The organism is Streptacidiphilus jeojiense (genome assembly GCF_000719095.1).
Lineage (GTDB): Bacteria > Actinomycetota > Actinomycetes > Streptomycetales > Streptomycetaceae > Streptacidiphilus > Streptacidiphilus jeojiensis.
In genome coordinates this window covers 290,277-303,584 of sequence record NZ_JOEH01000009.1, presented here as the reverse complement: position 1 = coordinate 303,584, position 13,308 = coordinate 290,277, and the positions used below count along the sequence as shown (strand labels likewise).

Below are 13,308 nucleotides of genomic sequence, written 5' to 3'. Positions count from 1 at the left end.
CACCGTAAGACGAGTCGAGTGGTGCGCTACCGCAGGCACGAGGCATGATCTGAGACAGTGACATGATGCCGTGGACCCATACACGCGAGGAGACCCCCGATGTCAGCTGCTGACAGGTACGAGGCCAGCCCCACGAACGGCGGAGCCGACCGTACGGTGGGCCAGCTGTTCGCCGCAGCGACCGCCGACCTGTCCGCACTGGTGCACGACGAGATCGCGCTGGCCAGGGCCGAGATCACCAAGGACGTCAAGCGGGGCCTCATGGGGGGTGTGGCCGGGGGCGTGGCCGCTGTGATCGCCCTGGCCTCCATCCCGGTGTTCAGCTTCGCCGCGGCGTACGGGATCCACGACCTGCTCGGCTCGTCCGGTGTCACCTTCGGCTGGTCGCTGGCCATCGTGGGCGTCCTGTTCCTGTTGCTCGCGGCACTCGCGGCCCTCTTCGCCGTGCGCGCGTTCAAGAAGATCTCGCCGCCGGAGCGGACCATCGCCTCCACCAAGGCCACCGTCGACGTGCTCAAGGGCACCAAGCCGCACCCGGCCGCGCCGATCACCGCCGACGGTCACAAGGTCCTCACCCGGTGACCGACTCCGGAAACCTGATCAAGGCTCGGATGTGACACGCTCTCCCCATGTCGTCTGACAGAACCCCCGGTGGAGCCCACAGATCCACCGACTCCTTCGATCCGCGCATCGAGGGACCCTGGAACCACCGCGACGTGTCCGCCAACGGCGGGCGCTTCCACATCGCCGAACTGGGCGAGGGACCGCTGGTGCTGCTGGTGCATGGCTGGCCGCAGTTCTGGTGGACCTGGCGGCACCAGCTGACCGCGCTCGCCGAGGCCGGCTTCCGCGCCGTCGCCGTGGACCTGCGCGGCGTCGGCGGCAGCGACCGCACCCCCCGCGGGTACGACCCCTCCAACATGGCCCTGGACCTGACCGGGATCATCCGCTCGCTCGGCGCCCCCAACGCCGCCCTGGTCGGCCACGACCTCGGCGGCTTCCTGGCCTGGACCGCCGCCGTGATGCGCCCGGCCCTGGTCCGCCGGCTGGCCGTGGCCTCCAGCGCGCACCCGCGGCGCTACCGCCGGGCGCTGATGACCGACCGCAAGCAGATCACCGCGGCGGAGCACCTGCTCGGCTTCCAGCGCCCCTGGGTACCGGAGCGGCAGCTGGTCGCCGACGACGCCGCCCTGGTCGGCGAGTTCCTGACGGACTGGACCGCCCCCGGGCACCACCCCGACGAGAAGGCACTGCTGACCTACCGTCACGCCATGCAGCTGTCCAACACCAGGCACTGCTCGATCGAGCCCTACCGCTGGCTGATGCGCTCCATGGGCCGTCCGGACGGCCTGCAGTACTCGCGCCGGATGCGCCGACCGGTACGGGTGCCCACGCTGCACCTGCACGGCGCGGCGGACCCGGTGCTGCTCGCCAGGACGGCCGCAGGGTCGGGCGAGTACGTGGAGGCCCCGTACCGCTGGCGGCTGCTGGAGGGGATCGGGCACTTCCCCCAGGAGGAGGACCCGGAGGGGTTCTCCCGGGAGCTGGTGAACTGGCTCCGCGACCCCGAACCGGACCGTCGCTGAGCCCTTCGCCGGACCGCCGCCGATCCCGCCACCGGGCCGCCGCTGACTGTTCGTCATGACGCTGTCATAAGCGGAATCCGGTGAAGTGAAAATATGCCAGAAACGGGCCGATTGGCCGCCCCGCACGGGATTACACCCGGTCCCGTGCGGGCAGTCCTCTACCTATGAGCTGGATGCACGACCGCGCTTTCGCGCCACGTACCCGTCGCCGCCCGCCTCAGCAGACAGCGGCCACGAGCTCGTTCAACGGCACCACCGGCGCCGCCCCCGAAGCCCCCGCGAGCAGCGGGGACCTCCTGGTCCATGTAGGGATACCGCACATCATCACCCGCCGGGCGCGCTGGGTCACCTCAAGACTCCGCCAGCGCTGAACCCCGGCCCCGAACCGCCCGCCCTCAGAACGTGTTGGGCGAGAGCGCGGTGAACCACAGCAGGACGACGGTCGCTATTCCCATGATCGGGACCAGTATCTCCGTCTCCAGCTTGTTGCCGCTGCTCTTGATCACCACGATCTCGTAGCGGGTGCGGATCGGCCACAGCCACGGTGCGCCCTGCTTGGTGATCGAGTCGCCGAGCAGGTGCGCCAGGCAGCCCAGGCCGACCGCGTACGGCAGCCAGCCCGGCGCCGACGGGATGAACTTGTCGATGATGCCTGTCCCGAGCAGGGCCATCGCCACGATGGTGCCCCAGGCCGAGAAGCCGTGCCCGGGCGGGCACAGGTTGAGCGCCCGCACGGCCATGGCCAGCAGGAAGAAGGTCAGGCCCAGGGTGAACCAGCGGCCGACGTAGCTCACCCCTGCCCAGGTCCCCGCCGTCATGAAGGCGATGAAGAAGATCGAGTGGGTGGCGTGCCGGTGCCCGCCGGAGATCCAGGCGACGAACCGGCACAGCAGTTTGGACACCGGGCCCAGGAAGTTGGCGATCGTCCCGTCGTGGTGGTCCAGGTCGGGCAGCAGTGCGGCGCCCGCGCACAGCACCGTGCCCATCAGGATCTCCTGCGGGCTGAGGTGATGGTGCATCACCAGCGGTGGCAGGTACGGCGCGGTGGCTGCGAAGAGCAGCGCCCCGCTGACCGCGTGCGAGTGACCCATCATGGCGTGGACGTCCTCCCCCTCGTGATGACGGCACCGTCAAGATCCGTCCGACTGAAGCGTCCCAGACGGTACCAGCAGATACCGACACCTCCCGACGGAGGCTCAACTACTGGGGACCTGCTGCCGGGGAGGGTGCCGGCGGGACTCAGAGCGCGCAGGACTCGCTGTCGACCTTCTGGGTCGCGTTCGCACCCTGCTCGGCGTCCGACCGCACCTCGGCGGCGGTGAGCGCGTACCCGGTCTGGGCGTCGTCAAGCGACTTGGCGAAGACCACCCCGTAGACGTCGCCGTCGGGGTTGAGCAGCGGGCCGCCGGAGTTGCCCTGGCGCACCGTGGAGCGCAGCGAGTAGACGTCGCGGCTGACGGTGCCGCGGTGGTAGATGTCGGGGCCGCTGGCCTGCAGCCGGCCCCGGATCCGGGCCGCCTGGACGTTGAACGGGCCGTTCTCCGGGAAGCCGGCCACGATCGCGTCGGCGCTGGTCTTCGCGTCGCCCGCGAACACCAGCGGGGTGGCGTTCAGGCCGGGGACGTCCAGCACCGCGATGTCCCGCTTCCAGTCGTACAGCACCACCTTGGCGGCGTAGATCCGGCCGCCGAGGTTGACCGTGGGCGCGGAGACACCGCCGACGACATGGGCGTTGGTCATCACCCGCTGCGGCGCGTAGACGAAGCCGCTGCCCTCGATGACCTTGCCGCAACTGGGGGCGGTGCCGACCACCTTGACGATGCTCTTGTGCGCCTGGACCACGGCGTCACTGCTGGCCAGCGCCGGGTCCGGGGCCGGGACGTCGGTGATCGGCTCGCTCTGGAACGGGTTGAACACCTGCGGGAAGCCGTTGCGGGCCAGCACCGAGGTGAAGTCGGAGAACCACTCGGGCGCGTCCGCGGGCAGTGCCTTCTGCACGTCGCCGAGCACCTTGGAGGTGCGGACCTCATGGGCGATGGTGGGCAGCGAGGTGCCCGCCAGGGCCGTCCCGATCAGCCAGGCGACCAGCAGCATCGACACCACGTTGACGATCGCGCCGCCGGCCGCGTCCCAGATCCGGGCCCGGCTGCGGTCGATCGGGCCGCGCAGCTTCCAGCCCCAGTGGGTGGTGAAGGCCTGCCCGACCGAGGCGAAGACGATCACGACCACCACGGCGATCACCGAGGACATCGTCCCCGGCGAGAGGTGGTTCAGCAGCAGCGGCAGGAGCTGGACCGCTATCAGGCCGCCGCCGAGGAAGCCGACCAGGGAGAGCGCACCGACGACGAAACCCTGCCGGTAGCCGGAGACGGCGAATCCGACAGCGGCGGCGACAAGCAGGATGTCGAGGACGTTCACGGCGGCTTCCTGGTGGTGAAGGGCGACGGTCTACCATCCCACGCCGGGACTGCAGGAACGTGCCTCCTAGGGAGGACCTTGCCTCCTTCTCACGCCGGCCGACCCGAAATGGTTCCTTCGCCCGCCCCGGCCGGGTCGGCTCCGGTACGTTGCTGCGCCCGGGCGCGGTCCTCGGCGGCGACCACCACCGCGTCCTCGGACAGCTCGATCTCCCGGCTGGTGTCCCAGGGCCGCTCCAGACCGGAGTGGTGCAGCAGCCGGTCGATCACCCCGGCGGTGAAGCCCCAGACCAGGCGTCCCTCCACCAGGAAGGCCGGCCCGCGGAAGCCGCTGGGATGGCGCAGCCTGGCCCGGCGGTCGGGGTCGACCAGTTCGTCCACCGGGACCCGGAACACCGCCGCGACCTCCGCCGGGTCCACCGGACCCACCGGGCTCGGACTGCGCCACCAGCCCAGCACCGGGGTGACCACGAAGTCGCTGACCGGGATGTAGAGGTCGGGCAGCACCCCGAACACCTGTACCCCGGACGGGTCCAGGCCGGTCTCCTCCCGGGCCTCGCGCAGGGCGGCGTTGACCGGCCCTGGGCCGCGCGGATCGCCGTCCTCCGGGTCCAGCGCGCCGCCGGGGAAGGAGGGTTGTCCCGCGTGCGAGCGCAGCGAGCGGGCCCGCTCGATCAGCAGCAGGTCGGGACGGCCGTCGGCGCCGGTCCCGAAGAGCACCAGCACCGCGGAGCGCCGGCCGCCCTCGGCCGGCGGCAGGAACCGGCTGAGCTGCCTGGGCTCGATCCGCTCGGCGGCGTCCCGCACCGGCATCAGCCACTGCGGCAGGCCGTCCCGCCGCACCTGGTGCGCCCCCGCCGGTTCCGCCGCCTCCTGCGTCACCTCCTGCGTCGGCTCCGGTTCCGCCATCAGGCCGCCCCGCCCGCCGCGGGGGCGGGCTTGCCGGGGTAGTCCGGCGGGGGGCTGAGCCGCTGTCCCGGCTGGCCGCCCTTCTCGTACTTGAGCAGCTTCTCCGCCTTCACCGGGTCGATCTCGCCCTCCCCGTAGGAGGGGCACAGCTCCGCGATCGGGCAGGCACCGCAGGCGGGACGGCGGGCATGGCAGATCCGCCGCCCGTGGAACACCACCCGGTGCGACAGCATGGTCCACTCGCTCTTCGGGATCAGCTCGCCGACCTCGTGCTCGACCTTCACCGGATCGTCGGACCCGGTCCACCCGAACCGGCGGGCGAGCCGCCCGAAGTGGGTGTCCACGGTGATCCCGGGCACGCCGAAGGCATTGCCGAGGACCACGTTGGCGGTCTTGCGACCCACCCCCGGCAGCGTCACCAGATCCTCCAGCCGCCCGGGCACCTCGCCGTCGAACCGGTCCCGCAGCGCCGCGGACAGGCCCAGCACCGACTTCGCCTTGGCCCGGAAGAACCCGGTCGGTCGCAGGATCTCCTCCAACTCCTCGGGGTTCGCCGCCGCCATCGCCTCCGGCGTGGGGAACTTCGCGAACAGCGCGGGCGTGGTCTGGTTCACCCGCAGGTCGGTGGTCTGCGCCGACAGCACGGTCGCGACCAGCAGTTCGAACGGGTTCCTGAAGTCCAGCTCCGGATGCGCGTACGGGTAGACCTCCGCCAGCGCCCGGTTGATCTTCCGCGCCTGCCGCACCAGCCCGGTATGCGTCGTCGGGACCTTCGCCTTCTTGAACGCCGGTCGCCCCGCAGCCTCACCCACGCCACTCTTCGCCATACGGATCAGCCTACGGGCCACCACCGACAGCCAACGGGGGATCCACGGGTTCGGCACCCGACCGGGTTCGACTACTGCTGCAATACATTGCAGATATTTTCTGAAAATTATTGCCCAAGGAGCACCGATGAGCGCCGAGAGAGCTGAGACAGCGGAGACAGCTGGGACGGACGTCCTGGTCCTGGGTGGTGCGGGCGTCGACACCATCGTGTACGTCCCCGAGCTGCCGCTTCCGTACGCGGACAGCTACATGGTGCCCAGGGTCGAGACGCGGGCCGGGCAGACCGGGAACTTCGTCGCCCTGGGTCTGCACGCGCTGGGGCTGCGCACCCACCACCTCGACATGATCGGTGACGACGACGCGGGCGACCTGGTCCGCGCGCTGTGCGCGGAGCGCGGCGTGGCGTTCACCGAGGTGCACCAGTCGGGCGGTACCAAGCGGGCGGTGAACCTGGTCGGACCGGACGGGCGGCGGCTGTCGCTGTACGACAACAGCCGCTCCCTGCCGGAGGACCGGCTGCCGGAGGCGACGGTCCGGGAGCTGGCGGCGGTGAGCCGGCACGCCCATGTCTCCATCACCCATCCATGCGGCTACGCACTGCCGGTGCTGCGTGCGGCCGGGGTGACCGTCTCGACGGACCTGCACAACTGGGACGGCGAGCAGGAGTACCACGAGACCTTCGCCCACCAGGCCGACCTCGTCTTCCTGTCCACCACCGCCCTGGCGGACCCGGAGCGCACCATGCGCCGTGTGGTCGAGCGGGGCCGGGCGACGGTGGTGGTCGCCACCGCCGGGGCCGAGGGTTCGTACCTGCTGGTCGAGGACCGGCTGACCCATGTGCCCGCCGTCGCGCCGCCGACCGCGGTGGTCGACTCCAACGGCGCCGGGGACGCCTACGCGGCCGGCTTCCTCTTCGGGTGGCTGGCCGGGGAGCCGCCACTGCGGTGCGCCCGGTACGGCGCGATCGCCGGTGCCTTCGCCTGCACCGTGCCGGCCACCGCGAGCGACTCCATCGGCCGCGACGAACTGCTGGCCCGGGCGGCGGAGCTGGAAACCGCCTGAACCGACACCTGGCCGGGGTCATCCCGATGTGCGTACCGGTCGGCGGATCGCGGGCAGCAGGAGCAGCACGACGACGGCTCCGAGCAGCCAGAGCGATCCGCCGGCCAGTACCGGACCGGCGCCGACCACGGCGGCGACCGGTCCGGCAGCGGCCAGGCCGAGTGGGCCGAGGCCGAAGGCCCCGAGGGTGCCGTAGGCCGCGACGCGGCCCCGGAACTCGACCGGGATCACCTGCTGTTCCAGGGTGTCGATCAGCGTCCCGTAGAGGGACGAGCCGATGCCCGCGACCAGCGCACCCGCGCAGACGCAGACCAGCGGCAGCCCGACAGCCAGCGCCCCGGTGGGGAAGGCCCAGCCCAGCGAGGCGACCACGGCCACGAACAGGGGACGGGAGGGCCTGCGTCCCAACAGGACGAATCCGCCGGTGATGGCGCCGCAGCCGTAGCAGGCCATGATCGCGCCCCAGGCGCCCGCTCCGCCGAGCCGGGTGGCCGAGACCACCGGGCCGAGCACCAGGAACGGCCCCCAGACCAGCAGGTTGAACAGGCAGATGTGCAGCGTGGTGACCCACAGCCAGGTCTGCGAGCGGAACAGCGACCAGCCGGCCCTGAGGTCGACGAGCAGCGAACCTCGCCCGGCCGACGCAGCCGGCCCAGGGGCGCCGGCGCCGGCGGGAGGCAGGCTGAAGACGACCAGGACGCTCACCGCGTAGCTGGCCGCGTCCAGCGCCAGCACCAGCGCGGGTCCGCCGGTCGCCACCAGCACCCCCGCGAGCGCCGGCCCGGCCACGGTCGCGCCCGAACGGGCGATCTGCAGGAGGGAGTTGGCCTGGGTGAGCCCGTCCCGGGGCGACAGCCGGGGAATGAGGGCGGACAGCGACGGACCGAACAGGCCCTCGCCGATCCCGGCCAGCGCGGACAGCACCAGCATCACCCACAGGTCCGGACGGCCCGTCAGCAGCAGTACCGCGAAGGTGGCCTGGGCACCGCAGCGGAGCACGTCCGCGACGATCATCACGATCCGGCTGCCGAACCGGTCCGCAGCCACTCCGCCGAAGAGCAGCAGGAGCACCAGCGGCAGGATCCTGGCCGTCATCACCGCCCCGAGCGCAGAACCGCCGCCACCGGTCGCGAGGACGGCGAAGGCCACCGCCACCCCGGCCATGGACGAGCCGAGGAGCGAGGTGGTGTAGCCGACGAAGAACCGGCGGAAGTCGCGTTCGCCGAGCACCAGCAGGCGCCGGCGCAGCCCGAGGAGAGGGCCAGGGCGGCCCCGGAGGTCGGTGGTCATGTGAAGCAGACTGCCTCGGCCGGCGCGGGTTCTACAAGGCTTTCCGAGGCTAAAGTTGAGTCAATCAGAGGCAATTGTTTGAAGGGCGACATCTGCCGCAGTAAATTGTCTGTGGTACGGCTCTGACATTGCGTTTTACTGCGCCAGTGTTGAACGTCCAGGCCGGATTTTTACTGCGGAGGATTGATGGTTGAGCCGGTCGAGTACGCGGTCGCGGTGGCACGACGGCTGGAGGCAGCGGGGCTGTCCGAGGGCTCGCGGCGGATCTACCGGATCGCCCTGGTCTCCTGGGCCTGGCCGATGGTCGGCCGGACCACGCCCACCGGTGCCGCACGGCGCGGCGCCAGCCCGCCGGTGGTACCGCTGAACCTGCTGGACGACCCCGCGTGCGCGGCCCGGCTGCGCGCTGCCTGCGCGCAACGCGCGACGGTGACCGATCCGCGCACCCTCAACCGCGAGTTGTCCATCCTGCGCGGCGCACTGCGCTGGTGGCGCGAGCAGGGCTGGATCAGCACCGATCCGCTCGCCGCGGCCGAACCCCCGCCGCCCGGCGCGCCTGCTGCGGCAGCGGCCCGGCTCGGCGGCGACCAGGTCCGCGCAGTGCTCGCACTCCGCGCGCCGCTGCGCGAGCAGGCCCTGTGGCATCTGCTGCACGACAGCGGAGCGTCCATCGAAAGGGTGCTCGCACTGAACATCGTCGACCTGGACCTGAACCGCCGTCGGGGCAGGACGGGCAGCGGCACGGGCCGTGCCGAACTGCACTGGGGGCCGCGCACCGGACGGCTGCTGTCCCTGCTGCTGCTCAGCCGGACGGCGGGGCCGGTCTTCCTCACCGACCGCCGCGCCCCGGCCGGCACCCCGGCCGCGGACCGCTGCCCGCTGACCGGGCGGGCCCGGCTCTCCTACCGCCGGGCCGCCGAGGTGTTCACCGACGCCACCCGCGCCCTCGATCCGTCCGGGTCGGGGTGGACGTTGCGTCAGCTCCGCGCCGGATGACTGCGGTCGCGGCGGCACCGGCCGCCATCAGGCCCAGGGTCGAACGCCAGGACAGGACCGACCACCGCGACTGGGCGGACAGCAGCGATCCCACGCTCAGCCAGGAGCCCACCGAGAGCAGCGACGCCGCGCTCCCGACCGATCCGACCGAGAGCACCGACCCCACGGAGCCGATGGACAGCACGGATCCGGTCGAGCCGATGGAGAGCACGGAGTCCCGGGACCACAGGGACAGCGGCGAGTCGGAGGAGTGCGGACGCGTCAGCGCTGTGCGCGGATTGGCCATGGCGCCATCCTCCCCCGGGGCCGGGGTCCCGGCACCGCGTGTCAGCTGTGGGCGAAGCCGTCGGCGTGCGCCGCCGCCCACTGCGCGAAGGTGCGCGGCGCCTGCCCGGTGACCTCCTGCACGGTCGGCCGCACCTCGGACTCGTCCAGGGTCCCGTCCACGTAGAAGCGGAAGAAGGCGTCGACGTAGTCGGCCGGCATGGTGCCGCTCATCTCGGCCCTGGCCTCCTCGTCGGACTGCGGCACGCACTCCAGCTTCCGGCCGAGGACCTCCCCCAGCGTCCTGATCTGCTCCTCCGGGAGGAGCGACTGCGGCCCGGTGGGGTAGTACACCAGCCCTTCGTGACCATCCGTCAGCAGCGCACGTGCGGCGACCCGGCCGATGTCGTAGGGGTCGACGGTCGCGGTGCGCACCGTGGCGAAGGGGACCCGGACGACGTCGCCGGCGTCGAGCTGGGGCAGCCAGCGGAAGGCGTTGGACATGAACGCCGCCGGGCGCAGGATCGTCCACGGCAGGCCGGAGTCCCGTACCGCGATCTCCGAGAGGATCATGTAGCGGGAGACCGCGTTGGTCATGTCGCCGTCCCCGGCCGAGCCCCCGGAGAGCAGTACCACCCGCTCCACCCCGGCCCGCGCCGCCTCGGCCAGCAGGCCGGGCATGTCACGGTAGCCGGGCAGCAGGAACAGTCCGCCGACGCCCGCAAGCGCGGGCGCGAGGCTCTCGGGCTCGTTGAGGTCCCCCACCACGCCCTCGGCCCCGGCGGGCGCGGGCCGGTCCGCAGTCCTGACCAGCGCCCGGACCCGCTCCCCCACCTCGGACAGCGCCCGGACGACCTCCGCTCCGACGTTCCCGTTCGCACCCGTCACCAGAATCATGCGGTCCCCCTCCCGTTCGACGCCGCCCCCGCGGCACCGCCGCGCTTCACGCTACGGCACGACGGGAGCCGGAAAGCCACACTTTCGGAGCAGAGTGATCGTCAGGGCTCCGGCGCGCCGCGATTACTGACAAATCGTCATAACTTAGGCTCTATTCCATGTCGCAGCGCCGTCTGGCACCTATCGCCTGTCTCGCGATCGCGATGCTGACGGTAGCCCTGCCAGTGATCGCGCTGCTGATCCACGCCCCGGACCTGCGGGAGGCGGCCGCCTGGCGGTCGTCGCACGGCGACGCGGTCACAGCCGGGGAGGCACCAACCGCGGGGGCCTCAGCCGGCCCGGGGGTCGGCGTGAGCGCGAGCGCTGGGAGCAGCGCGGGGGCCGGGGGGAGCCCGAGCGCAGGAGTGAGCGCGAGCGCGGGGGGCAGTACGAGCGCGGGGGCGAGCTCTGCAGTGAGCGCCAGCGCGGGGGCGGGAGCGGGGGCTAGCGCGGGGGCTAGCGCCGGGATCAGTGCGAGTTCGAGCGCCGGCGCCGGTCCGTCCGCTGGGGCGGTACCGAGTGCGACGGCTGCCGGTGCGAGTCCCAGCGCGGGCTCGGGCCAGGGCGGCACGGTGCCTGTCGCGGGGGTGAGTCCCAGCGGTGCGGCGGCCCCCAGTGTGGTGCCCAGCCCGGGACCTGGGCCGAGTGTGCCGGGGCCCGCGCCGAGCGTGGGTTCCAGCGTCGGTCCGGTGCCCAGCGCGAGCGGGGTGCCCAGCGCTGCGCCCAGCCCTGGCCCGATCCCGACACCGAGCCTTCCGGCCGTGCCCACTGCCAGCCCCTCACCGGCGCCGTCACCGGCCGCCTCCGTGTCAGCCTCCGGATCCGCCGTACCGTCGCCATCGGCCTCCCCATCGCCGTCCCCGTCCCCGTCCCCGTCCCCGTCCCCGTCGCCCTCGCCCTCGCCCTCGCCCTCGCCCTCGCCCTCGCCCTCGCCGAGCGTCCCCGCTGCGCCGGAGCCGATCGTGCTGCCCTCGCACCCCGTGCCGTTCGGGGCGTTCCTCGGTTCGGACCAGTCGAACGACCGGATCAACGAGTTCTCCAGCTGGCTGAACCACGCCGAGATCCAGGTCGGCCACACCTATCTCCCCGGCAACCACTGGGAGGACATCGAGGGCAGCGTCACCCTGCTGGCCCCCTGGGCGGCCTGGCGGACCGCCGCGCCCGACCGGATGCTGATCCTCGGCGTCCCGATGCAGCAGGCCAACGAGGGCGACCTCGACGACGACAGCGTGCGCTACCTGCTCGCCCAGGGCGCGGCGGGGGCCTTCGACGGCCACTTCCTGGAGCTGGCCCGGCGCCTGGTCGCGCTGGGCGTCCCCGACACCGTCATCACCCTCGGCTGGGAGATGAACGGCACCACGTACAGCAGCCGCTGCCATCCGGACCCGGCCGACTGGCGGACCTACTGGCGCCGCATCGTCACCACCATGCGCAGCATCCCCGGCCAGAGGTTCCGTTTCGACTTCGACCCGACCCGCGGACCCGACGACAACCCCTGGACCGAGTGCTACCCCGGCGACGACGTCACCGACGTGATCGGGATGGACAGCTACGACATGGAGCCGGGGAGCACCTTCCAGGACTTCGTGACCGAGCCGTACGGACTCCAGCAGCAGGTGACCTTCGCCGCCGCCCACCACAAGCCGGTCTCGTACCCCGAGTGGGGCCTCTACCACTACGGCGACGACCCCGACTACGTGCGGCAGATGCTGGCCTGGATGGCCACCCACGACACGCTCTACCAGACGGTCACGGACTACTGCCCGCACGGCGTCTGGGAGTGCGACGCCAATCCCGGGTCGAGCGAGGCCTACCGCGATTTCCTCTCGGCAGTAGCCAGCCCCAGCCCCAGTCCCAGCCCGAGCCCTTCGCCGAGCCCCAGCCCCAGCCCCAGTCCCAGTCCCAGTCCTTCGGCTGCCCCCAGCCCGTCCCCGAGCCCGTCCCCCACTGCGAGCCCGTCCCCGACACCCTCTCCGCGCCCCTTCCCGTCACCTCCCGCTCACCCGGTACCCCTGCCGGAGAGCCCGAGCACCGCCCCCGCACCCGTCACAACCCCCACCCCGGCCGCGCCGGCCGCCCCGGCGACGCCGACCCCCGCCCCGGCCACCCCCGCGCGCTTCCGTCCCGTCCACGACCGTCTCTAGGAGTCCGGGCAAAGTCCGGCGACATCGAGCCACCATGCCCGATCATGGCTGAAGGGCACTCCGACGAGCACCCCCGTGCAAATCGCCGGTATCCATACGCCACACTTGTTGTGATTGATCGCACTGTTTCCCGGTCGGGCATGATGGGGATCGCACCTCAAGCCTGCACGGCCGACAAGGAGGACCGAGTGGACGACGTTCTGCGGCGCGCCCCGCTCTTCACTGCTCTGGACGACGAGCAGGCTGCCGAGCTGCGCGCCTCCATGACGGAGACCACGCTCGCGCGCGGCGAATCCCTGTTCCACGAGGGCGACCCGGGCGACCGGCTGTACGTCATCGTCGAGGGCAAGGTGAAGCTGCACCGCACCTCGGCGGACGGGCGCGAGAACATGCTGGCCGTGGTCGGCCCCAGCGAGATGATCGGCGAGCTGTCGCTGTTCGACCCCGGACCGCGTACGGCCACGGCCTCCGCGTTGACCGAGGTCAAGCTGCTGGGCCTGGGCCACGGTGACCTGCAGCCCTGGCTGACGACCCGTCCCGAGGTCGCCATCTCGCTGCTCCGGGCCATCGCCCGCCGCCTGCGGCGCACCAACGACGTCATGTCGGACCTGGTCTTCTCGGACGTCCCCGGGCGTGTCGCCAAGGCGCTGCTGGACCTGTCGCGCCGCTTCGGCGTCCAGTCCGACGAGGGCATCCACGTGGTCCACGACCTGACCCAGGAGGAGCTGGCGCAGCTCGTCGGCGCCTCCCGGGAGACCGTCAACAAGGCCCTCGCCGACTTCGCCGGTCGCGGCTGGCTGCGGCTGGAGGCCCGCGCGGTGATCCTGCTGGACGTGGAGCGGCTGGCCCGGCGCTCGCGCTGACGCCGGGAACAGC

14 protein-coding genes are annotated in these 13,308 nt (G+C 72.0%); 6 read left to right on the top strand and 8 right to left on the bottom strand.

Going from position 1 to position 13,308, the window contains the following annotated elements:
* Positions 1–99: 99 nt before the first annotated feature.
* Both IF29_RS0113885 and IF29_RS0113880 read left to right on the top strand, forming a co-directional pair.
* A complete protein-coding gene (locus IF29_RS0113885; protein WP_037595138.1) occupies positions 100–582 on the top strand; it encodes a phage holin family protein in 483 nt (160 codons plus the stop codon).
* Between the two features lie 47 nt (positions 583–629).
* Complete coding sequence (locus tag IF29_RS0113880; RefSeq protein ID WP_084714147.1) at positions 630–1,586, top strand: alpha/beta fold hydrolase; 957 nt, start codon at positions 630–632, stop codon at positions 1,584–1,586.
* A 395-nt stretch (positions 1,587–1,981) separates the two neighbouring features.
* Here IF29_RS0113880 and IF29_RS0113870 read toward each other — a convergent pair whose 3' ends face one another.
* The 4 genes from IF29_RS0113870 to nth form a co-directional block, all read right to left on the bottom strand.
* Complete coding sequence (locus IF29_RS0113870; protein ID WP_030253902.1) at positions 1,982–2,680, bottom strand: metal-dependent hydrolase; 699 nt, start codon at positions 2,678–2,680, stop codon at positions 1,982–1,984.
* A 145-nt stretch (positions 2,681–2,825) separates the two neighbouring features.
* Positions 2,826–4,004, bottom strand: coding sequence for a MarP family serine protease (locus tag IF29_RS0113865; protein WP_030253900.1), 1,179 nt, complete (start codon positions 4,002–4,004; stop codon positions 2,826–2,828).
* Positions 4,005–4,093: 89 nt separating this feature from the next.
* On the bottom strand, positions 4,094–4,816 hold the full coding sequence (locus IF29_RS0113860) for an NUDIX hydrolase (RefSeq protein WP_051725318.1): 723 nt from the start codon (positions 4,814–4,816) through the stop codon (positions 4,094–4,096).
* 95 nt (positions 4,817–4,911) lie between these two features.
* The gene (gene nth / locus IF29_RS0113855; protein WP_084714141.1) at positions 4,912–5,739 is read right to left on the bottom strand and encodes an endonuclease III; all 828 of its coding nucleotides are present in this window, start codon (positions 5,737–5,739) and stop codon (positions 4,912–4,914) included.
* A 127-nt stretch (positions 5,740–5,866) separates the two neighbouring features.
* On the opposite strand from nth, the gene IF29_RS0113850 reads away from it, so the two are divergent.
* Complete coding sequence (locus tag IF29_RS0113850; RefSeq protein WP_051725282.1) at positions 5,867–6,802, top strand: adenosine kinase; 936 nt, start codon at positions 5,867–5,869, stop codon at positions 6,800–6,802.
* Between the two features lie 18 nt (positions 6,803–6,820).
* On the opposite strand, the gene IF29_RS0113845 is transcribed toward IF29_RS0113850, so the two are convergent.
* Positions 6,821–8,092, bottom strand: a complete 1,272-nt coding sequence (locus tag IF29_RS0113845; RefSeq protein WP_084714138.1) for an MFS transporter — start codon at positions 8,090–8,092, stop codon at positions 6,821–6,823.
* Positions 8,093–8,278: 186 nt separating this feature from the next.
* Between IF29_RS0113845 and IF29_RS0113840 the strand changes: the two genes are divergently transcribed.
* The gene (locus tag IF29_RS0113840; RefSeq protein WP_030253891.1) at positions 8,279–9,088 is read left to right on the top strand and encodes a hypothetical protein; all 810 of its coding nucleotides are present in this window, start codon (positions 8,279–8,281) and stop codon (positions 9,086–9,088) included.
* On the opposite strand, the gene IF29_RS41915 is transcribed toward IF29_RS0113840, so the two are convergent.
* The 3 genes from IF29_RS41915 to IF29_RS45985 all read right to left on the bottom strand — a co-directional run bounded on the left by IF29_RS41915 (position 9,018) and on the right by IF29_RS45985 (position 11,318).
* The gene (locus IF29_RS41915; protein WP_051725281.1) at positions 9,018–9,374 is read right to left on the bottom strand and encodes a hypothetical protein; all 357 of its coding nucleotides are present in this window, start codon (positions 9,372–9,374) and stop codon (positions 9,018–9,020) included. The two genes, IF29_RS0113840 and IF29_RS41915, sit on opposite strands and share 71 nt — an antisense overlap.
* 41 nt (positions 9,375–9,415) lie before the next feature.
* Positions 9,416–10,249 carry an NAD(P)H-binding protein gene (locus IF29_RS0113830; RefSeq protein ID WP_030253888.1) on the bottom strand — a complete coding sequence of 278 codons (834 nt, stop codon included), beginning with the start codon at positions 10,247–10,249 and terminating at the stop codon, positions 9,416–9,418.
* Positions 10,250–10,400: 151 nt separating this feature from the next.
* Positions 10,401–11,318, bottom strand: coding sequence for a hypothetical protein (locus tag IF29_RS45985; RefSeq protein WP_063757492.1), 918 nt, complete (start codon positions 11,316–11,318; stop codon positions 10,401–10,403).
* Between IF29_RS45985 and IF29_RS0113820 the strand changes: the two genes are divergently transcribed.
* Positions 11,269–12,432 carry a glycoside hydrolase family 26 protein gene (locus tag IF29_RS0113820; protein WP_063757491.1) on the top strand — a complete coding sequence of 388 codons (1,164 nt, stop codon included), beginning with the start codon at positions 11,269–11,271 and terminating at the stop codon, positions 12,430–12,432. The genes IF29_RS45985 and IF29_RS0113820 overlap by 50 nt on opposite strands.
* A gap of 188 nt (positions 12,433–12,620) precedes the next feature.
* On the top strand, positions 12,621–13,295 hold the full coding sequence (locus IF29_RS0113815; protein ID WP_030253884.1) for a Crp/Fnr family transcriptional regulator: 675 nt from the start codon (positions 12,621–12,623) through the stop codon (positions 13,293–13,295).
* Positions 13,296–13,308 lie beyond the last annotated feature (13 nt).